The 20,355-nt window shown below is 71.9% G+C and carries 18 protein-coding genes; 9 read left to right on the top strand and 9 right to left on the bottom strand.

Translation table 11 applies throughout. The annotated features are described in order from the left end of the window. Window positions 1-8: 8 nt before the first annotated feature. The 3 genes from ACFO0B_RS19630 to ACFO0B_RS19620 are packed head-to-tail and all read right to left on the bottom strand — an operon-like array spanning window position 9 to window position 4,509. Window positions 9-1,181 (bottom strand): acyl-CoA dehydrogenase family protein, encoded by a 1,173-nt coding sequence (locus ACFO0B_RS19630; RefSeq protein ID WP_378613974.1) that lies wholly within the window; start codon window positions 1,179-1,181, stop codon window positions 9-11. After that, on the bottom strand, window positions 1,166-2,230 hold the full coding sequence (locus ACFO0B_RS19625) for an acyl-CoA dehydrogenase family protein (protein ID WP_378613973.1): 1,065 nt from the start codon (window positions 2,228-2,230) through the stop codon (window positions 1,166-1,168). The genes ACFO0B_RS19630 and ACFO0B_RS19625 overlap by 16 nt, the downstream gene beginning before the upstream one ends. Before the next feature lie 14 nt (window positions 2,231-2,244). Beyond that, on the bottom strand, window positions 2,245-4,509 hold the full coding sequence (locus tag ACFO0B_RS19620) for an acyl-CoA dehydrogenase family protein (RefSeq protein WP_378613972.1): 2,265 nt from the start codon (window positions 4,507-4,509) through the stop codon (window positions 2,245-2,247). A 112-nt stretch (window positions 4,510-4,621) separates the two neighbouring features. On the opposite strand from ACFO0B_RS19620, the gene kstR reads away from it, so the two are divergent. From kstR to ACFO0B_RS19585, 7 genes are all read left to right on the top strand, one after another. Further along, on the top strand, window positions 4,622-5,269 hold the full coding sequence (gene kstR / locus ACFO0B_RS19615) for a cholesterol catabolism transcriptional regulator KstR (RefSeq protein ID WP_378613971.1): 648 nt from the start codon (window positions 4,622-4,624) through the stop codon (window positions 5,267-5,269). A gap of 480 nt (window positions 5,270-5,749) precedes the next feature. After that, window positions 5,750-8,320, top strand: coding sequence for a trehalose-phosphatase (otsB, locus tag ACFO0B_RS19610; protein ID WP_378613970.1), 2,571 nt, complete (start codon window positions 5,750-5,752; stop codon window positions 8,318-8,320). A gap of 129 nt (window positions 8,321-8,449) precedes the next feature. Then, the gene (locus ACFO0B_RS19605) at window positions 8,450-9,340 is read left to right on the top strand and encodes a metal ABC transporter solute-binding protein, Zn/Mn family (protein ID WP_378613969.1); all 891 of its coding nucleotides are present in this window, start codon (window positions 8,450-8,452) and stop codon (window positions 9,338-9,340) included. 7 nt (window positions 9,341-9,347) lie between these two features. Then, window positions 9,348-10,238: a metal ABC transporter ATP-binding protein gene (locus ACFO0B_RS19600; RefSeq protein ID WP_378613968.1), complete on the top strand. Its 891-nt coding sequence runs from the start codon at window positions 9,348-9,350 to the stop codon at window positions 10,236-10,238. Continuing rightward, the gene (locus tag ACFO0B_RS19595) at window positions 10,235-11,113 is read left to right on the top strand and encodes a metal ABC transporter permease (protein ID WP_378613967.1); all 879 of its coding nucleotides are present in this window, start codon (window positions 10,235-10,237) and stop codon (window positions 11,111-11,113) included. Before ACFO0B_RS19600 ends, ACFO0B_RS19595 begins: the two co-directional genes overlap by 4 nt. A 75-nt stretch (window positions 11,114-11,188) precedes the next feature. After that, complete coding sequence (locus ACFO0B_RS19590; protein ID WP_378613965.1) at window positions 11,189-12,358, top strand: acyl-CoA dehydrogenase family protein; 1,170 nt, start codon at window positions 11,189-11,191, stop codon at window positions 12,356-12,358. Between the two features lie 67 nt (window positions 12,359-12,425). Further along, complete coding sequence (locus ACFO0B_RS19585; protein ID WP_378613964.1) at window positions 12,426-13,232, top strand: enoyl-CoA hydratase/isomerase family protein; 807 nt, start codon at window positions 12,426-12,428, stop codon at window positions 13,230-13,232. 56 nt (window positions 13,233-13,288) lie between these two features. Here ACFO0B_RS19585 and ACFO0B_RS19580 read toward each other — a convergent pair whose 3' ends face one another. The 6 genes from ACFO0B_RS19580 to ACFO0B_RS19555 form a co-directional block, all read right to left on the bottom strand. Then, window positions 13,289-13,567 carry a DUF4190 domain-containing protein gene (locus ACFO0B_RS19580; RefSeq protein ID WP_378613963.1) on the bottom strand — a complete coding sequence of 93 codons (279 nt, stop codon included), beginning with the start codon at window positions 13,565-13,567 and terminating at the stop codon, window positions 13,289-13,291. Window positions 13,568-13,596: 29 nt separating this feature from the next. Next, the gene (rlmB, locus tag ACFO0B_RS19575; RefSeq protein ID WP_378613962.1) at window positions 13,597-14,574 is read right to left on the bottom strand and encodes a 23S rRNA (guanosine(2251)-2'-O)-methyltransferase RlmB; all 978 of its coding nucleotides are present in this window, start codon (window positions 14,572-14,574) and stop codon (window positions 13,597-13,599) included. Beyond that, a complete protein-coding gene (gene cysS / locus ACFO0B_RS19570) occupies window positions 14,574-15,977 on the bottom strand; it encodes a cysteine--tRNA ligase (protein ID WP_378613961.1) in 1,404 nt (467 codons plus the stop codon). Before cysS ends, rlmB begins: the two co-directional genes overlap by 1 nt. Before the next feature lie 80 nt (window positions 15,978-16,057). Then, window positions 16,058-16,522, bottom strand: a complete 465-nt coding sequence (gene ispF / locus ACFO0B_RS19565) for a 2-C-methyl-D-erythritol 2,4-cyclodiphosphate synthase (protein ID WP_378614560.1) — start codon at window positions 16,520-16,522, stop codon at window positions 16,058-16,060. Window positions 16,523-16,524: 2 nt separating this feature from the next. Then, window positions 16,525-17,208: a 2-C-methyl-D-erythritol 4-phosphate cytidylyltransferase gene (gene ispD, locus ACFO0B_RS19560; RefSeq protein WP_378613960.1), complete on the bottom strand. Its 684-nt coding sequence runs from the start codon at window positions 17,206-17,208 to the stop codon at window positions 16,525-16,527. Window positions 17,209-17,226: 18 nt separating this feature from the next. Continuing rightward, entirely contained in the window at window positions 17,227-17,715 is a 489-nt protein-coding gene (locus ACFO0B_RS19555; RefSeq protein ID WP_233015683.1) for a CarD family transcriptional regulator, read from the bottom strand. A 360-nt stretch (window positions 17,716-18,075) separates the two neighbouring features. Here ACFO0B_RS19555 and ACFO0B_RS19550 point away from each other — a divergent pair, with 360 nt between their 5' ends. Together ACFO0B_RS19550 and radA are read left to right on the top strand one after the other, a co-directional pair. Beyond that, the gene (locus tag ACFO0B_RS19550; protein ID WP_378613959.1) at window positions 18,076-18,783 is read left to right on the top strand and encodes a hypothetical protein; all 708 of its coding nucleotides are present in this window, start codon (window positions 18,076-18,078) and stop codon (window positions 18,781-18,783) included. 93 nt (window positions 18,784-18,876) lie between these two features. Next, window positions 18,877-20,280, top strand: coding sequence for a DNA repair protein RadA (gene radA / locus ACFO0B_RS19545; RefSeq protein WP_378613958.1), 1,404 nt, complete (start codon window positions 18,877-18,879; stop codon window positions 20,278-20,280). The last annotated feature ends 75 nt before the right edge of the window (window positions 20,281-20,355 follow it).

Genomic DNA, 20,355 nt, shown 5'->3' with positions numbered 1-20,355 from the left:
TCCCTTCGTTACCGGGGTACCCGGGGCAGTTTCAGCCCCGAGGAGGCGACGAGTTCGCGCATGACCTCGTTGACGCCGCCGCCGAAGGTCACCACCAGGTTCTGTTTGGTCCGCCGGTCCAGCCAGGTGAGCAGCGCGGCGGTCTCCGGCTCGGCCGGGTCGCCGTAGCCGCCGACGATCTCCTCGGCCAGCCGCCCCGCCTCCTGCAGCGCCTCGGTGGAGTACACCTTGGTGGCCGAGGCGTCGGCGATGACATCGTTCGGATCCGCGTCCGCGCGGTCGGCCGAGGCCGCGACCTGCCAGTTCAGCAGCTCGTTGAGCCGCGCCATGGCGTGCATCCGGCCCAGCGAGCGCTGCACGTCCGGCTTGCCGAGCACGCCGCGCGGCCGCGCCCACTCGCGCACCCGGTCGTAGAGCTGCTCGATCTTGCCGGACGGGCCGAGCCCGACCCGCTCGTGGTTGAGCTGGGTGGTGATCAGCCGCCAGCCCCGGTCCACCTCGCCGACCAGCATCCCGGCCGGAACCCGGACATTGTCGAAGTAGGTGGCGTTGGTGTGGTGCGCGCCGTCGCTGGTGATGATCGGCGTCCACGAGTAGCCGGGGTCGGTGGTGTCGACGATCAGGATCGTGATGCCGCGGTGCCGCGACTCGGGGCTGCCGGTGCGGGCGGCCAGCCAGACGAAATCGGCCTCGTGCGCGCCGGTGGTGAAGATCTTCTGGCCGTTGACGACCCAGTCACCGGTGGCCTCGTCACGGACCGCGCTGGTGCGCAGCGCCGCCAGGTCGGTGCCTGCCTCCGGCTCGGAATAGCCGATGGCGAAGTGGATGTCACCGGAGAGGATGCCGGGCAGGAACTTCCGCTTCTGCTCCTCGGTGCCGTAGCTCTGCAGCGTCGGGCCGACGGTGAGCAGCGTGACCAGCGGCAGCGGCACGTCGGCGCGCACCGCCTCGTTGTAGAAGATCTGCTGCTCGACGGCGCCGAAGCCGCCGCCGCCGTACTCCTTGGGCCAGCCGACGCCGAGCCGGCCGTCCCGGCCCATCCGGCGCACGACGGCGCGGTAGGCGTCACCGTGCCGGTTCACCGCCATCTCGGCGTGCTCCTCCGGCGTCACCAGATCGGCGAAGTACGCGCGCAGTTCGGCGCGCAGCCTGCGTTGCTCGATGGTCAGGTCGATGTACATCTGGCCCCCAATCGATCGAGACGGAAGGACGCGCCGCCGAGCCAGCGGGCGAGATCCTTGGCCTGTGAGTAGTAGCGGTGCATGGGATGGGTGATGTCCACGCCGAGCCCGCCGTGCAGGTGGTGACACTTCTGCATGGCGGCGGGCAGCTCGGACGCGACCGTGTACGCGAGCACCTCCAGGTCATCGTCGATCCGCTCCAGGTGCTCCGGGCTCGAATCGTCCTGCGCCAGAGCCCAGTTCGCCGACTGTGCGGCGGCGCCGACGGTTCGCGAGACCACGTACAGATCGGCGATCTGCTGGGCCACCGCCTGGAACTGGGCCAGCGGCCTGCCGAACTGGTGCCGCACCCGGACGTGCTCGGCGGTGAGCGCGAGCGCGCCGCGCAGCAACCCGTCGGCCACCGAGCCGATGGTGGCCACCGCGGCCCGGTGCAGCACCGGCAGCGGCAGCGCGAGCAGCTGCGCCGCCGGGATGGTGACGCCGGTCAGCCGGACCGTGGCCTCCGGGTTGCCGCCGGAGGCCGGGCTCGGGGTCAGCTCCAGGCCGGGGGTGTCCGCCTCGACCAGTGCGACCCCGGCGTCGGTGGGGATCAGCAGCCAGCGCGCCTCCGCCGCGTACGGAACGGCGACCTTGCGGCCGGTGAGCACCACCGAGCCGCCCTCGGTCACCGCGCTGGTCTCCGGCTCAACGGTGAACGGCGCCGCCTGCTCGCTGAGCGCGGCGGTGAGCACCGCGCCATCGGCGACCGCGCCGAACACCCGCTCCGCCGGCTCGTCCGGCAGCGCCGCCAGCAGCGGCACGACGCCGAAGCCGAGCGTCGGCAGCGCCGGTACCGCGACCGCGTCGGTGGCCAGCTCGGTGAGCAGCACCGACACCTCGGCCAGCCCCATGCCCGCGCCGCCGAGCTTCTCCGGCAGCGGCACCGCGAGCAGGCCGGAATCGACCAGCCGCGGCCACAGCTCGAAATCCCGCGCCGAATTGCGCTCCAGCAGGCTCACGACCACCTCGGCGATCGCGTCCTGACTCTCGTCCCTGGTGAAATCCACGTTCGTCCCCGTCCCTACGTCTGCTCTCTCGGCAGCCCGAGGATCCGCTCACCGGCGACGGTCAGCAGGATCTGCTCGGTGCCGCCCGCGATGGACAGGCACCGGGTGAGCAGGAACTCCTTGACCTCAGCGGTCTCCTGCGCGCCGACCGTGCCCGCCACCTCGACCGCGAACTCCGCGACCGCCTGGCGATGCCGTACACCCACCAGTTTGCGCACACTGCTCTGCGCCGACGGGTCGGAACCGGTGAGCATGCGCACGGCGGCGTGCTGCTCCAGCAGCAATCCGGCGATGGCGTCCGAGATCAGCGCGCCCAGCTTGTCGTTGCGCAGTTCCGCGCCGGGGCCGGTCGCCGGGAGCTTGGCGACCAGCTCCTCCAGCGCGGTGCCGATTCCGCTGCCGCTCATGGCGACCCGCTCGGCGGCCAGCGTGGCGCGGGTGATCTTCCAGCCATTGTTCAGGTCGCCGACCAGGCCCTCGTCCGGGACGAAGACGTCGTCCAGGAAGACCTCGCTGAAGCGGGCCTCGCCGGTGATCTGCACCAGCGGGCGGATCTCCAGGCCAGGGGAGTCCATCTTCAGCAGGAAGTACGAGATGCCCTTGTGCTTGGGGGCGTCCGGGTCGGTGCGGGCGAGGCAGATGGCCCAGTTCGCCTTGTCCGCGAGCGAGGTCCAGACCTTCTGGCCGCGCAGCAGCCAGCCGCCATCGGTGCGCTTGGCGGTGGTGCGCAGGGCGGCCAGGTCGGAGCCCGCCTCCGGCTCACTGAAGAGCTGGCACCAGATCACCTCGCCGCGCAGCGTCGGCCAGGCGAACCGCTCGACCTGCTCGGCGCTGCCGTGCTGGAGCAGGGTGGGGACGGCCCAGCCGCCGATGGTGAGGTCGGGGACGGCGACGCCGGCGCGGCGCAGCTCCTCCGAGATCATCAGGCCGGTCATAGGGTTCGCGGCGCGGCCGTACGGGCGCGGCCAGTGCGGCATGATCATGCCCGCCTCGGCCAGCGCCGCGCGCTGCTCCTCCGCGGGGAGCGCCGCGATGGCGGCTACCTCCGCGGCGAGTTCGCCGCCGACCGCGGCGATCTCGCCCTCTGCGGCCGGCTCACCAGCGTCGGCGGCCGCGCCGGACCCGGCGGCGCTCGCACCGGATGCGGCCGCGGGACCGCCGGCGACAGTGCCGGTTCCGACCGCCTCGGCAAGCACTCCGTCCGCGGCGAGGATCCGCTCGGCGCCGGTGGTGCGGCGGTGCCCGGCGCGGGTCAGCTCGGTGACCCTGGCACGCCAGCGCTCGCCACCACCGAGCAACTGCTTGAGCAGCAGCGCGCGGCGCAGGTAGAAGTGCGCGTCGTGCTCCCAGGTGAAGCCGATCCCGCCGAGCACCTGGATGCAGTCCTTCGCCGTCTGCACCGCGGCGTCCAGCGAGATGGCGCCCGCGATGGCGGCGGCGATCGGCAGCTCGGCCCCGCCCTCGTCCACCGCTGCGGCGGCGTCGGCGGCGACCGCGCGGATCAGCTCGGTGCGGCAGAGCATCCACGCGCAGATGTGCTTGACCGCCTGGAACGACCCGATCTGCCTGCCGAACTGGGTGCGCGTCCGCGCGTAGTCGGCGGCGGTCTCCAGGCACCATCCGGTGATCCCGGCGAGCTCGGCCGTCGCCAGCGCGAGCACCAGGTCGCCGACCGCGTACGGCGCGCGGAATACCCGCTCGGCGGGGACCGCGACCTCGGTGAGGTGCACCCGCGCCAGCGGGGAGCCGGGGTCGGCGGAGTCGAGCGGCTCGATCCGCAGCCCCTCGGTGTCCGGCGGGAGCAGCACCCAGCGCGCGCCGTCGTCGGCCGCGACCGGCAGCAACACGGCGGCATCCGGGGTGGCGCCGAGCACCGTCTCCCAGACGCCGGTGAGCGGAGCACCGTCGGGGGCGGCGGGTAGGCTCTGCTCCGCGCCGCCGATGCCGTCGAGCGCCAGTCCGCAGGGCAGCTCCTCGTCGAGCGCGCCGGCGGTGACCAGCTGGGCCACCGCCGTCGTCAACACGGGGCCGCCGACGAGATCGTGCGCGGCCTGCTCGACCAGCACCGCGAGATCGGTCACCGACCCGCCGGCGCCGCCCGCCTCCTCCGCGACCGCGACCCGGAAGATCCCGAGATCGGTCAGTGCCGGCCAGTAGCCACGCCAGTAGCCGGCCGCGCCGGAGCGCATTGTTGCAATCGGCCGGACCGATCCGGACCACCCGCGCATCGACTCCTGGACGGCTTTGTGCTCGTCAGTGGTGGCGATGGTCACACTCATGACCGCCTTCCCGGCGTGACTGCCACACCTAGAACATGTTCTAATATCCCTGCCGGGCGGAAGTCAAGAGCAGGCCCGGCGCGCAGCGCAATGCCCGAAAGGACGTTCATCGATGGCCAGCCCCTCGCGATCGCAGCAGCCCGACCCGGGTGCGCCGCGTACCGGACCGGTCACGACCCTCAGCGAGGACGAACTCAGCTCCGCCGCGCAGCGGGAGCGGCGCAAGCGGATCCTGGACGCGACGCTGGCGCTCGCCTCCAAGGGCGGCTACGACGCGGTGCAGATGCGGGCGGTCGCCGAGCGCGCCGACGTCGCGGTCGGCACGCTCTACCGGTACTTCCCGTCCAAGGTGCACCTGCTGGTCTCCGCGCTGGCCCGCGAGTTCGAGCAGTTCGAGGGCAAGCGCAAGCCGCTCTCCGGCGGCTCCCCGCAGGAGCGCATGCACGCCCTGCTCACCAACATCACCCGCATGATGCAGCGCGACCCGCTGCTCACCGAGGCCATGACCCGCGCCTTCATGTTCGCCGACGCCTCAGCGGCGGCGGAGGTGGACCGGGTCGGCAAGGTCATGGACCGGGTCTTCGCCCGCGCCATGAACGACGGTGAGCCCACCGAGCGCCAGCTCGCCGTCGCCCGCGTCATCAGCGACGTCTGGCTCTCCAACCTGGTCGCCTGGCTCACCCGCCGCGCCTCCGCCACCGACGTCAGCGAGCGCCTCGAACTCACCGTCGACCTGCTCCTCGGCGAACGCAGCATCTAGCCGGCCGCGGGCGAGCTGCGCTCGCGGGGGCCGGCGCGGTCCCGGAGCTACGCCGCGCGCGCCGGTGCGAGCCTGCGGCGCCACGCCTCGCGGATCGCGATCCCGAACAGGATCAGCAGCATCGCCTGGAACGTTGAGGCGACCGGCCCCCACGGCCACGCGCCGCACACAACGGCCACCGGCACAGCACCCCGGGAACCCCAGTTGCGCGAAGTATGCCGGGGCGCGCACCATGGATGGCGACGGACGGCGAGGCGGCGAAGTCTGCGAGCGGGCCCACAGCTTCTCCCCGTGCGAAGACCCCGCTGACGGGGTACAACCACAGGTAGCGCGAGTGCGAATCCGCCGCGTTCGCGCGCACGTACACCGGCGTTCGTGAGGCGCGGGCGGAAACCCCGTACGCGCGTGGGCGCGGCGCAGACGATTCAGTATTGTTTCCCGCGCCCGGAATCATCCCCCTCCGATCTCAAGGTTGGATGCGTGAGCGCACAGGATCTGCCACTGGAACTTCGCCGTGCTCTGTCGACGGTCGCGCGCGTGCCGCGGCTGTTGGTGGCCTCGGACTACGACGGGACCATCGCGCCCATCGTGTCCGACCCGGCGGAGGCGTTTCCCCACCGCGAATCGGTGAACGCGCTACGCGCGCTCGCGGGGCTCACCGGCACCACCGCCGCGGTGATCTCCGGCCGGGCCCTGCGCGATCTCGCGGCGCTCTCCCGGCTCCCCGTCGAGGTGCAGCTGATCGGTAGCCACGGCTCGGAGTTCGACGTCGGCTTCGTGCACGCCATCGACAGCGACGCGAAGCAGCTGCTGCGCGAGGTGCAGGCCGAGCTCGGCACGATCGCCGACGACAACCCGGGCACCACCGTCGAGAACAAGCCGGCCAGCTCCGCGCTGCACGTGCGCAACGCCAGCCCCGAGGTGGGCAGGCGCGCGCTCGACAAGGTGCGCCAGGGCGCCGCCTGCTGGGTGGGGATCCAGGTCACCGAGGGCAAGGAGGTGATCGAGCTCGCGGTGGTCGCCACCGACAAGGGCTACGCGCTCGACACCATCCGGCACCAGGAGGGCGCGTCGGCCGCGGTCTTCTTCGGCGACGACGTCACCGACGAGAAGGCGTTCCGGGTGCTCTCCGGCCCGGACGTCGGGATCAAGGTCGGGCCGGGCGAGAGCCTGGCCGGCTACCGGGTGGACAGCACCGAGGACGTCTCGCGCGCGCTCGCCTTCCTGCTCGACGAGCGCCGCACCTGGCTGGCGGGCGCCAGCGCGCCGCGGATCGAGCGGCTGACCATGCTGGCCAGCCCGCGCTCGGTCGCGCTGCTCACCCCGGACGCCACCGTCACCTGGTTCTGCCACCCCGAGCCGGATTCCGCCGCGGTCTTCGCGCACCTGCTCGGCGGCCCGCAGGCTGGCCACTTCACCATCGCCCCCGAGCGCCCCGGACTCCCGCTCTCGCAGCGCTACGTGGACGGCACCATGACCGTCGAGACGCGCTGGGCCAGCCTCGGCGTCGTCGACTACCTGCCGCACGACGTCGCGCCGGACCGCACCGACCTGACCCGCGTCATCACCGGCACCGCCAAGGCCGTGATCACCTTCGCCCCGCGCCCCGAGTTCGGGCAGGTGTCGGTGAGCATCGAGGCCGAGCCGGCCGGGCTGCGGGTGCTCGGCACCAACGACCCGATGGTGCTGCGCTCGCCCGGCGTGCAGTGGGAGATCCGCAGCGACGGCTCGCACGACTTCGCCTACGCCGTGGTCGACCCGTCGGTCGCCCCGGTCGTGCTCGAACTGCGCTGCGGCACCGAGGACCTGACCCCGGCCATGACCCCGGAGCCGGAGCGGCGGGCGGCGGCCGAGCAGTACTGGGCGGACTGGGCGGCCGGGCTGGAGCTGCCGCCGCTCAAGCCGGATCTGATGAAGCGCTCCGCGCTCACCCTGCGCGGCCTGGTGCACGCCCCCTCCGGCTCGATCCTGGCCGCCGCGACCACCTCGCTGCCGGAGGACATCGGCGGCGTGCGCAACTGGGACTACCGCTACTGCTGGCTGCGTGATGCCGCGCTCACCGCGCAGGCGCTGGTCTCGCTCGGCTCGGTCGGCGAGGCCGACGCCTACCTGGCCTGGGTGCACCGGGTGCTGGAGACGCTGCCCGGCCCCGAGCGGCTGCACCCGCTCTACACCATCTACGGCGAGACGCTGCCGCCGGAGGCCGTCATCGACCAGCTCCCCGGCTACGCGGGCTCGCGCCCGGTGCGGGTCGGCAACGCGGCCAACATGCAGGTCCAGCTCGACGTGTTCGGCCCGATCGTCGACCTGATCGCCAACCTGGCCGCCGCGCGCGGCAGGCACGGCATCGCCGACCCGGCCCGCGCCCTCCCGGACGCCGACTGGGAGCTGGTGCAGGACATGGTCGCCGCGGTGCAGCGGCGCTGGCAGGAGCCGGACCACGGCATCTGGGAGATCCGCGGTAACCCGCGGCACCACGTGTACTCGAAGGTCATGGGCTGGCTGACGGTCGACCGCGCGCTCACCCTGGCGCAGAAGTTCGACCGCCCGATCGACCCGGAGTGGCCGGTGCTCCGCGACACCATCGCCGACGAGGTCAAGACCAAGGGCTGGAACGAGGAGGTGCAGTCCTACACCGCCGCCTACGACGGCACCGACCTGGACGCCGCCACCCTGCACATCGGCCTCTCCGGGCTGATCGACCCCTCCGACCCGCGCTTCCACGCCACCGTGGTCGCCACCGAGGCGGAGTTGCGCAGCGGCGCGACGGTGTACCGGTACCACCACGACGACGGGCTGCCCGGCGGCGAGGGCGGCTTCCACCTCTGCGCGGCCTGGCTGATCGAGGCGTACCTGCTGATCGGCAAGCGCTCGGACGCCGAAGCGCTCTTCGCGCAGCTGGTCGCCGCGGCCGGGCCGACCGGGCTGCTCAGCGAGGAGTACGACCCGGTGGCCGAGCGATCGCTGGGCAACCACCCGCAGGCGTACAGCCACCTGGGGCTGCTGCGCTGCGCCCAGCTGCTGAGCCAGCAGGCGGAAGTCCTGGTCTGACCCGTTTCGAGGCCCGTGCGAGCACCACTCGCACGGGCCTCGCGCATTTCCGGCACCCGGGGCGCGACGGGTCGTTCCCCCTGCTAAAGTGAAACGGAAACGGTTTCCATTACCCGCAGGAGCTGCCCCGTGGCCACCCGATTCTTCCTTCGCACCGCCGGTCTCGCCGTCGGGGTGGCGACGGCCTTCGCCCTGGCCGCGTGCGGCAGCGGCTCCGACGGGTCCGGCAAACCCTCGGTGGTCGCCTCCACCGATGTGTGGGGCAGCGTGGCCGCTGCCGTCGCCGGGCCGGACGCCGAGGTCGAGTCGCTGATCACCGATCCCTCCGCCGACCCGCACTCGCACGAGTCGTCGGCGGGCGAGACCGCCCACATCGCCGAGGCCGACCTGGTGGTCTTCAACGGCGGCGGCTACGACGAGTTCGTGGAGCAGGCACTGAACGGCCGCGACACCCCGTCGGTGGACGCGTACTCGGTGCGCACCGACCAGTCCGAGGAGAACGAGCACGTCTGGTACGACGTGACCACCGTGGCGACGGTCGCGGATCGGATCGCCGCCGAGCTCGGCGAGCTCGACGCCGAGCACGCGCAGGGCTACACCGACCGCGCCGCCGAGTTCAAGGGCAAGCTGGCAGGCATCACCGCGGTGACCGACCGGATCGCCACCGCGCGCCCGGACACCCCGGTGCTGCAGACCGAGCCGCTCGCCTACTATCTGCTGCGCGCCGCGAAGGTGCGCGACCTGACTCCCGCGGAGTTCCAGGAGGCGATCGAGCAGGAGACCGACCCGGCCCCCGCGGCCGTCGCCGCCACCAGGGACCTGCTCACCGGCAAGCAGGTGCGCGTGCTGGTGTACAACGTGCAGACCGAGGGCCGGATCACCCAGGACCTGCGCGGCCTCGCGCAGCAGAACAGCATCCCGGTGCTCGAGGTGACCGAAACCCTGCCCGACGGTGTGGATTACATCGCCTGGCAGACCGCCAACGCCGAGGCGCTCGCCACGGCGGTGAGCCCCTCGTGAGGACGGCATGACCACCGAATCCGGCGTCCCGGTCGACCGGGCGATCACGCCCGCCGTCCGGCTCTCCGACGCCCGGCTCTCCTTCGGATCGAGAACCCTGTGGGAGGAACTCGATCTGGAGGTGGCACCGGGCGAGTTCGTTGTGGTGCTCGGGCCGAACGGCTCCGGGAAGACCTCGCTGCTCAAGGTGCTGCTCGGGCAGCTGGCGCTGAGCCGGGGCAGCGCGACGATCGGGGGCGCGCCCGCGCGCACCGGCAACCCGCACATCGGCTACGTGCCGCAGCAGAAGACCATCGACGCCGGGGTGCAGCTGCGCGGCGTCGACCTGGTCGGGCTCGGGGTGGACGGGCACCGCTGGGGGCTCGGGCTGCGCAACCGCGCCGAGCGCGCGCGCCGGGTGCGCGCCGCCATCGCCGACGTCGGCGCGCAGGGCTACGCCGACGCCCCGCTGGAGTCCATGTCCGGCGGCGAGCAGCAGCGGCTGCGGGTGGCGCAGGCACTGGTCGGCGACCCGCGGGTGCTGCTCTGCGACGAGCCGCTGCTCAGCCTGGACCTGGCCAATCAGCAGCTGGTCGCCGAGCTGATCGACCGCCGCAGGCGGACCAGCGGCACCGCCGTGCTCTTCGTGACGCACGAGATCAACCCGGTGCTGCCGCTGGTCGACCGGGTGATCTACCTGGTGAACGGGCGCTTCCGGATCGGCACCCCGGACGAGGTGATGACCTCCGCGGTGCTCTCCGAGCTGTACGGCACCGACGTCGAGGTGCTGCGGGTGCGCGGCCGGCTGGTGGTGGTCGGCACCGGCGACACCATGGACGCGCTCGGCACCGCGGGCGCGCACTGCCACGGCGCCGAGGAGTTCGGGCCAGGGGTGGCGCGGAACGGGGCGCGAGCGTGATCGACAAGCTCGGCGGCGTGCTCTCCAAGACCTTCGACTTCTCGACCACCGCCAACCTGATCGGTTACGACTTCGTGCAGCAGGCGCTGCTCGCGGCCGCGCTGCTCGGGCTGCTCGCCGGGGTGATCGGGCCGCTGGTGGTGAGCAGGCAGATGTCCTTCGCGGTGCACGGCACCAGCGAGCTCTCGCTCACCGGCGCGGCCGCCGCGCTGCTCGCCGGGATCGGCGTCGGGATCGGCGCCATCGTCGGCTCGGTGGTCGCGGCGGTGCTCTTCGGCGTGCTCGGCACCAGGGCGCGCGAGCGCGATTCGGTGATCGCGGTGGTGCTCTCCTTCGGCCTCGGGCTCTCGGTGCTCTTCCTCTGGCTCGGCCCGGAGCGCGCCGGCTCCAAGTTCTCGCTGCTCACCGGGCAGGTGGTGAGCGTCGGGTACAGCGGGCTGACGCTGCTGATCGCCTGCACCGCCGGGGTGCTCGCGGTGCTCGCGCTGATCTACCGGCCACTGCTCTTCGCCAGCACCGACCCGGAGGTGGCGCAGGCGCGCGGGGTTCCGGTGCGCGCGCTCTCGGTGGTCTTCGCGGTCATGCTCGGCATCACCGCGGCGTTCGGCGTGCAGATCGTCGGCGCGCTGCTCGTGCTCGCGCTGCTGATCACCCCGGCCGCGGCGGCCGCGCAGGTGACCGCGAGCCCGGTGCGGGCGACGGTGCTCGCGGTGCTCTTCGCGGAGGTGGCGGCGGTGGGCGGGATTCTGCTCTCGCTGGCGCCCGGGGTGCCGGTCTCGACCTTCGTCACCACCATCTCGTTCGTCATCTACCTGGTCTGCCGGGTGGTCGGCCGGCGCGGCGCGCGCAGGCGTCCGGTACCGGCCACGGTTTGATGGCAACCGCCTTCAGTCAGGCGTGCCGGATTTCGTATGCTCGTGCGCACGTCTCCCCCGACCGAATGGTGCGCAATGATCGACTTCGAGATTCCCGCCGAGCTCGCCGCTGAGCGCGATCGCGTCCGCCAGTTCGTGATCGACAGGATCGTCCCGTTCGAGCGCGACCCGCGGCTCACCCAGCACGGCCCCACCGACGAGCTGCGCCAGGAGCTGGTCGAGCTGGCGCGGGCGGAGAACCTGCTCACCGTGCAGGCCCCGGTGGAGCTGGGCGGGCGCGGGCTGACCCACGCCGAGCAGGCGGTGCTCTACGAGGCGGCGGGGTGGTCGACGCTCGGGCCGGTCGCGATGAACTGTGCCGCGCCCGACGAGGGCAATATGTATCTGCTGAGCAAGATCGCGAATCCGCGGCAGGTGGACCAGTTCCTCGCCCCGGTGATCGCCGGGCACCAGCGCTCGGTCTTCGCCATGACCGAACCGGACGGCGCAGGCTCGGATCCGGCGCAGCTCTGCACCGAGGCCACCTTCGACGGCGAGAACTTCGTGCTCAACGGCCGCAAGTGGCTGATCACCGGCGCGAACGGAGCCAAGACCTGGATCATCATGGCCCGGCTTGCGCCGAACCCGCACCTGCCGGAGGGCCCGACACTCTTCCTCACCGAGGGCGGCACGCCGGGCATCGTCATCGAGCGAACCATGAACACCATGGACCGCAACTATGTGGCCGGCCACGGTGTCGTCCGCTTCGAGAACCTGACGCTGCCGAGGGAGGCGCTGCTCGGCGCGGCCGGGCAGGCGCTGCGCTACGCCCAGCTGCGGCTCGCCCCCGCCCGGCTCACGCACTGCATGCGCTGGCTCGGCGCGGCCGAGCGGGCGCAGAGCATCGCCGTCGCGCACGCCAAGACCAGGACGGCGTTCGGGAAGCCGATCGGCGAGCACCAGGGCGTGTCGTTCCTGTTGGCGGACAACGAGATCGCGCTGCACCAGTGCAGGCTGACCATCTGGCACGCCTGCTGGCTGATGGACCGCGGCGAGAAGGCGCGGCACGAGAGCTCGATCGCCAAGGCGTTCGTCTCGGAGGAGCTGTTCAAGGTGGCCGACCGCTGCGTCCAGGTGCTCGGCGGCATCGGGATCAGCGACGAGACCGTGGTCGAGATGATCTTCCGCGACATGCGCGCCTTCCGCCTCTACGACGGCCCCACCGAGGTGCACAAGTACGCCATCGGCCGCAAGATCCTGCGCTGAGGCGATCTTCGGGCAACCCGTTCGGACGCCGGGTTTCCCGCAGCCCCGTCGGCTAACATCGTCTGACATGAGTTCGGAACTGCTCGTCGATGTCTCCGCGGGCATCGCCGTGCTGACCCTGAATCGTCCGGCCCAGCAGAATGCCTTCACCCCCGGGATGGCCACCGAACTCGGCGTCGCGCTACAGCGGTGCGACGTCGAGGACGCCATCCGCGCGGTGGTGATCACCGGCACGCCCCCCGCGTTCTGCGCCGGGGCCGATCTCTCCAGCCGGGTCGGCGAGGTCAGCGGCACCCTGGACCCCCCGCCCTGGAAGGTCCGCAAGCCCGTGATAGCGGCGGTCAACGGTCACGCCGTAGGCATAGGCCTCGCCCTCGCCCTGCAATGCGACCTCCGCTACATGGCCGGAGACGCCATCTACGGCCTGAATCAGGTACGAAGAGGCGTCCTGGCCGACGGCTCCGCCCACTGGACCCTGCCGAGGCTCGTCGGCATGGCGAACGCAGCGGACATCATGCTCACCGGCCGCACCTTCGACGGCGAGGAAGCCCAGGCCATGGGGATCGCCAACGCCTCCCTGCCCGGCGGCGAAGTCCTCCCGACCGCCCTCGCGGTAGCCCACGACATCGCGAGCGGCTCCGCCCCCCTCCCGGTAGCCCTGTCGAAGCGACTCCTCTGGGAAGGCCTCGGCATGACCCCCGACATGGTCGGCCGCCTCGAGACAGACCTCAACCAACAGGTATCCCACAGCATCGACGGCAACGAAGCCATGTCGGCCTTCAAAGAACAACGCCGCCCCAACTGGACCGGCAAACTCACCGAGGAATGGCCCACCTGGGGAGACAACGTCCCCCCGAGACCCAGCCTGGACTGACCCCGCGCACAGGGGCGGGTCTCACGAACCCGCCGAGCGAGGCTCGGCCGGACAACTCAAGCGTTCCCGCCCAGGGTGATCAACACGAACAAGGTCGCGTAGATCACCATCAACACAGTCCCCACGATCCCGAGCACATACCCCACCATCACCTGGGCCCGCCCACCGAAAGCCCCCCCGGACTCCTCGATCTGATCCAACGCCCGCCGCCCCAAGGCCCACGCCACGGGACCGGCCAACCCACAGCACAAGATACTCACAGCCCCGAGAAACAAGATAGCCGTGGCGTTGGGATGCTCGACCGGCTGCCCGATCGGCTGGTTCGGTATCACCATTGCTCGAATTCTACGGCCCCGGAGCGCCTTTACCGCCGTCTCTGCCGCGCAATCTCCGACAGCACGACCCCCGCGGCAACGGACGCGTTGAGCGACTCCACATCCCCCGCCATCGGGATACTCAGGATCTCGTCACAGTTCTCCCGAACCAGCCGCGACAGCCCCTTGCCCTCTGACCCGACGACGACCACCGTCGGATCAGACCCGTCGAAGTCGTCCAGCGTGGTGGTCCCACCGGCATCGAGCCCGACGACCCGGATCCCCCGCCCGGCCCAATCCTTCAGCGTACGAGTGAGATTCGTGGCCCGAGCGACGGGAAGCCGAGCAGCGGCCCCGGCACTGGTCCGCCAGGCGACAGCCGTGACACCGGCACTGCGCCGCTGCGGGATCAACACCCCCTGGCCCCCGAACGCCGCCACGGACCGGACGACGGCCCCGAGGTTCCGCGGGTCGGTGATGTTGTCCAGCGCCACGAGCAGCGCGGGCCCACCCGACTCCCGGGCCCGCTGCAGCAGATCGTCCGGGTGCGCGTACCGATACGCGGGCACCTGCAACGCCACACCCTGATGCAGCCCGTTGGCACTGAGCCGGTCGAGATCGGTCCGCGGCACCTCGAGAATGGAGATCCCGGTATCGGCGGCGATCTTCACGCTCTCCGTGAGCCGCTCGTCGTTCTCGGTCCCGACCGCCACGTACAGCGCCGACGCCGGAACCCCCGCCCGCAGGCACTCCACGACCGGATTCCGCCCGAGCACCATCTCCGGCCCGTCGTCACCCCGGCGCCCGGCGGTGGTCCGCCCGCCCTTGCCCGCGGGCCGCCCCTTGGCGTCCGCCTTCGCCTTGAGCGCCGCCCGCTTGGCGGCGGGATGCTTGGTCCTGGCCTCGGCGGGCGGGGTGGCCCCGCGCCCCTCCAGCCCGCGCCTGCGCTGCCCGCCGGAGCCGACGGTGGCGCCCTTCTTGGTCGTGCCCTTGCGAATAGCGCCGCGGCGCTGTGAGTTGCCTGCCATCAGTCGGCCTTTCCTGGCACGTCGGCGAGGCTCCACTCGGGGCCCGCGGGGGTGTCGGTGACCTCGATGCCCGCCGCCTGCAGGCGATCCCGCACGGCGTCGGCGGTGGCCCAGTCGCGGTCGGTGCGTGCCTGCTGGCGGCGGTCGAGTTCGGCGCGCACCAGGACGTCGAGGGCGCCGGTGGCGGCGCCGGAGTCGCTCGGTGCGAACCAGTGCGGATCGAAGGGGTCGACGCCGAAGACGGCGAGCATGGCGCGGACCTGCGCGGCCAGTTCGCGCGCGGTCTCGGCCTGCCCGCCCTCCAGCGCCTTGTTGCCGGTGTGCACCACGTGGTGGATCTCGGCGAGCGCGCGCGGCACCGCGAGATCCTCGTCGAGTGCGTCGGCGAAGGCATCGGTCCAGGTGGCCGCGGGCACCGGGCCGCCGCGCTCGGCGACCCGCAGCAGGAACGATTCGATGCGCTGGTAGGAGGCGGCGGCGTCGTGCAGCGCCTTGTCCGAGTACTCCAGCTTGGAGCGGTAGTGCGCGCTGCCGAGGTAGAAGCGCAGCTCGACGGCGCGCACCTGCTTCAGCACATTGGGCACGCTGAGCACGTTCCCCAGCGACTTGGACATCTTCTCGCCGCCCATGGTGACCCAGCCGTTGTGCAGCCAGTAACGGGCGAAGCCGTCACCGGCCGCCTTGGACTGGGCGATCTCGTTCTCGTGGTGCGGGAAGATGAGATCCATTCCACCGCAGTGGATGTCGAACTCGGCGCCGAGGTAGTACTCGGCCATGGCGGAGCACTCCAGGTGCCAGCCGGGCCTGCCGGCGCCCCACGGCGAGGGCCAGCTGGGCTCGCCGGGCTTGGCTGCCTTCCAGAGCGTGAAATCGCGCGGGTCGCGCTTGCCCGAGCCGGCGCTCTCGCCCTGGTGCACGTCGTCCAGCCGGTGCCCGGAGAGCTCGCCGTACTGCGGGTAGCTGAGCACGTCGAAGTAGACGTTGCCCTCCGAGGCGTAGGCGTGGCCGCGGTCGATCAGCCGGTGCATGAGCTCGATCATCTGCCCGATGTGCCCGGTGGCCCGCGGCTCGGCCGAGGGCGGGAGCACGCCGAGGGTGCGGTATGCCGCGTCGAAGGCGCGCTCGTGCGTCGCGGCCCACTCCCACCAGGGGCGGCCCGCCTCGGCGGCCTTGTGCAGGATCTTGTCATCGATATCGGTGACATTGCGGATGAAGAGCACGTCGGTGCCCTGCGCCTGCAACCACCGGCGCAGGATGTCGAAGGCGACTCCGCTGCGGAGGTGACCGATGTGGGGCTGACCCTGCACGGTGGCGCCACAGAGGTACACCGACGCACGGCCGGGGACCAGTGGCGCGAAATCGCGCATGGTCCGCGTGTCGGTGTCGTAGAGGCGCAGAGTCACGGGCGCTCATCTTAGCTGGTATAAAAGCCCCGCCGACGCGGCGGCTCCGCTGGACACGCCGCCGAGCGGCGCGCGGGGGTTCAGCGTGGCCGCAGCAGCGCGGTGGCGATCGCCGCGATGCCCTCGCCGCGGCCGGTGAGCCCGAGCCCGTCGGTGGTGGTTCCGGAGACCGAGACCGGGGCGCCGAGCAGTTCGCCGAGCACCTTCTGCGCCTCGCCGCGGCGCGGGCCGATCTTGGGGCGATCGCCGATCACCTGCACCGCGGCATTCGCGACGGCGAATCCGGCCTCGTCCAGCAGCCTGCGGACCTCGGTCAGCATGGTGGCCCCGGAGACATTCGCCCATTCCGGGCGGCCGGTGCCGAAGACGGCGCCGACATCGCCGAGCCCGGCGGCGGAGAGCAAAGCGTCACACAGTGCGTGCGCGGCGACATCGCCGTCCGAGTGACCGGAACAGCCGTCGTCGTCCGGAAAGAGCAATCCCGCCATCCAGCACGGGCGGCCCGGCTCGATCGGGTGCACGTCGCTGCCGATTCCGACCCGCATCGTCATACCGCCTGCCGTTCGCCCGCGCGCACCGCGCCCGCCAGAATCAGATCGAGCGGGGTCGTGATCTTGAACGCCAGCGGATCGCCCGCGACGGTGTGCACCGCGATGCCGAGCCGCTCGACCAGCCCGGCGTCGTCGGTGGCGCTGAGCGCCGGATCGGCGTAGGCCCGGCGCAGCGGTTCGGCGGCGAAGCCCTGCGGGGTCTGGATGGCGCGCAGCCCGGCGCGATCCGGGGTGCCGGTGACGATGCCGTCGCCGTCGACGCTCTTCACGGTGTCGACCACCGGCAGCGCGGGGATGACGGCATCGTGCCCGGCGCGCAGCGCGGCGACCACGCGGCGCACGAGGTCGGGCGGGGTGAGGGCGCGGGCGGCGTCGTGCACGAGGACGTGCGTGGCGTCGGCGGCGGCCGCCAGCCCGGCACGCACCGAATCGGTGCGCTCCGAACCGCCGACGACGACCCGCACCGAGCCGGGGAGCAGGGCAACGGCGCTCTCTACCAGCTCGGGCGGGACCATCACGACGATTTCGTCGACCGCCCCGGAGGCGATCAACCCGTCAACGGACAACTTGATCATGGGCGTGCCGCCGACCGGGACGAACGCCTTGGGCAGATTCTCACCCAGACGAACACCCCGGCCGGCGGCAGGCACCAACGCGACGACGCGGTCGGCGTTGTTCACAGAATTACGTGCTCGCGGTCAGGAAGCCGCGGCGAGTACCTCGTCGAGAATGATGTCGGCTTTGTCGCCGTCAGTGCCCTCGGCCAGCGCCAGCTCGCCCACGAGAATCTGGCGAGCCTTCGCCAGCATCCTCTTTTCGCCGGCGGATAGACCGCGGTCCTGCTCACGACGCCAGAGATCCCGAACCACCTCGGCCACCTTGTTCACATCGCCGGAGGCGAGCTTCTCCAGGTTGGCCTTGTAGCGGCGGGACCAGTTGGTCGGCTCCTCGGTGTGCGGCGCGCGCAGAACCTGGAAGACCCGATCGAGGCCTTCCTGGCCGACAACGTCCCGGACGCCGACATATTCGGCATTCGCCGCGGGGACTCGAACAGTGAGATCGCCCTGGGCGACCTTGAGGACCAGATACTCCTTCTGCTCGCCTTTGATGGTGCGAGTCTCGATTGCTTCGATCAGCGCCGCTCCGTGATGGGGGTAAACGACGGTGTCTCCGACCTTAAAAATCATGTGTCCCGTGCCCCTTTCGATGTTCACAGTTTAACATGCGGCTCGATAACGGTGCGATCAACTGTGCAGGTCAGGGCCACAACGGGCAGACCACAGGGGTTGACAGGCGAGAAACGGTGTGCATTCTGTTGTGCGCGTAGGCTATATCGCCAGTACCTGAGGGTGCATCGGAGTTGCCGGGTGGCGCGGACCGCAATCCCGCCCGCGGAACTGTTACCGAACGGATGCCGGGTGCCCCGTGTCCGGCCCGGACCGCCGCCCGCCGCAGCGGGCCCGGCTCTCGACTACTACGCTGCCTAGTTAGTACTCTGCCCCCCGAGGGACGAGCCCGGTCGACATGGAGGACAACCCGTGATTGCCATGAAAGCTGTGACTGCCTGCGCCGCGCTGGCAGCGGGCGCCGCTCTTGCGCTCACCGGGTGCAGCGCCGGACAGATCGCGCAGACCGCCGATCAGAAGGCCGCCATCAACGGCACCCATGCCGAGGTCGGACAGCTCTCCCTGCTCAATGTGCACATCGTCTACCCGAAGGAGACGCAGACCCTCCAGGTCGGCGGCTCGGCGGTGATCGCGCTCTCCATCGTCAACAACAGCAGCACCGTCACCGACGAGCTGACCAGCATCACCACCGATCTCGGCCCGGTGCGGATCACCCCGCCCGCCGGGCAGAGCCGGGTCGTGGTCGGGCCGAGCCAGATCGTCGTCGCCGCCGGCGAGGTCGCGGCGGCCGAGGCGGCGCACAGCCCCGGCGGGCACGGCGGCGCCGCGAGCAGCACCACCACCCCGGCCCCGAGCACCACCACGCCGGCTCCGAGCGGGACGGCGGTGCCCGGTCTCGACACCGAGGGCGCCCCCGCCCTCGGCACCGATCCCGAGGCCAAGCCGGCCAAGATCGAGATCACCGGGCTGACCAAGCCGATCTCGCCCGGTCTCACCTACACCGTGTCGTTCAACTTCAAGGAGAACGGCACCGTGCAGGTCTCGGTGCCGGTGGACGCCGGGCTGTATGTCGACCGGCACCTGTCCGACCTGTCCGGCCCCGCCGAGGAGGGCGCGGGCGGACACTGACCGCTCCCCGTTCCGCCTGCGGCCGTCGCACCTCGCGGTGCGGCGGCCGTCCGCGTTCGTGGGCCTGTCGGCGCCCGGCCGTAAGGTGCCGGTGTGGCCAAACTCAAGCCGACCTTCCGATGCTCCGCGTGCTCGCACGACGTGGCGAAATGGGTGGGCAAGTGCCCCGGCTGCGGGGCTTGGGGCACCGTCGAGGAGGCCGCGCCGATCGCCGCGGCCGCCGGGCCGGGCGCGCGCAGGGCGATGCTGCCGAGCACCGCGGCGGCGCCGCTCACCAGCATCGACTCCACGGTCACCAGGGCGCGGGCGACCGGGGTGGACGAGCTGGACCGGGTGCTCGGCGGCGGCGTCGTCCCCGGCTCGGTGGTGCTGCTCTCCGGCGAGCCGGGGGTGGGCAAGTCGACGCTGCTGCTCGAGGTCGCGCACCGCTGGGCCGCGGCGCGGGACGAGCGCTCGCTGTACGTGACCGCGGAGGAGTCGGCCGGGCAGGTGCGGCTCCGCGCCGACCGCACCGGCGCGGTGCACGAGCGGGTCTACCTGGCCGCCGAGTCCGATCTCGCGGTCGTGCTCGGTCACGTCGAGCAGGTGCGGCCGACGCTGCTCGTCGTCGACTCGGTGCAGACCATGATCGCCCCGGCCGAGGACGGCGTGATCGGCGGCGTCAGCCAGGTGCGCGCGGTGGCCGCCGCGCTCACCTCGCTGGCCAAGGCGAGCGGGGTCGCGGTGCTGCTGGTCGGGCACGTCACCAAGGACGGCAGCGTCGCCGGGCCGCGCACGCTGGAGCACCTGGTCGACGTGGTGCTGCAGTTCGAGGGCGACAAGAACACCACGCTGCGCATGGTGCGCGGGCTGAAGAACCGCTTCGGCAGCGCCGACGAGGTGGGCTGCTTCGAGCTGCACGACGACGGCATCGTCGGCGTGGCCGACCCCTCCGGGCTCTTCCTGCACCACCGCACCGACACCGTGCCCGGCACCGCGGTGACCGTGGCCATGGACGGCAAGCGCCCGCTGGTGAGCGAGGTGCAGGGGCTCACCGTCGACACCCAGGCACCGGCGCCGCGGCGCGCGGTGAGCGGGCTGGACTACAACCGGGTCTCGATGATCCTTGCCGTGCTGCAGAGCCGCTGCGGGGTGTACGTGGGCAAGCAGGACGTCTACGCCGCCACCGTCGGCGGGATGCGGCTGGTCGAGCCGGTGGCCGATCTGGCGGTCGCGCTGGCGCTGGCGAGCGCGGCGCGGGATGTCGCGCTGCCGCCGGGGTGGGTGATCCTCGGCGAGGTCGGGCTGGCCGGTGAGGTGCGCCGGGTGACCAATGCCGCGCGCAGGCTGGCCGAGGCGGAGCGGCTCGGCTTCACCACCGCGCTGGTTCCGCCCGGTTTCGATGCCCGCAAGACCGGCATGAAGGTGCACGAGGTCGCCGACGTGCGCTCGGCGCTGCGGCTGGCCGGGATCCGGCGGGCGCGCCCGGCCCCGGCGGAGGTCGCCGAGGTCGGCTGAGCCCGCCGCCCGGTCCGGCCGGGTAGCCGGCCACCGCCGCGGCCAGGTGACCCGGCTGCCGTCGGGCCCGGCGGC

The sequence above is a fragment of the Nocardia jiangsuensis genome, from assembly GCF_042650385.1.
Taxonomy (GTDB): Bacteria; Actinomycetota; Actinomycetes; order Mycobacteriales; family Mycobacteriaceae; genus Nocardia; species Nocardia jiangsuensis.
The sequence above is the reverse complement of the archived record's forward strand: the minus strand, read 5'-3'. Positions and strand labels throughout refer to the sequence as shown.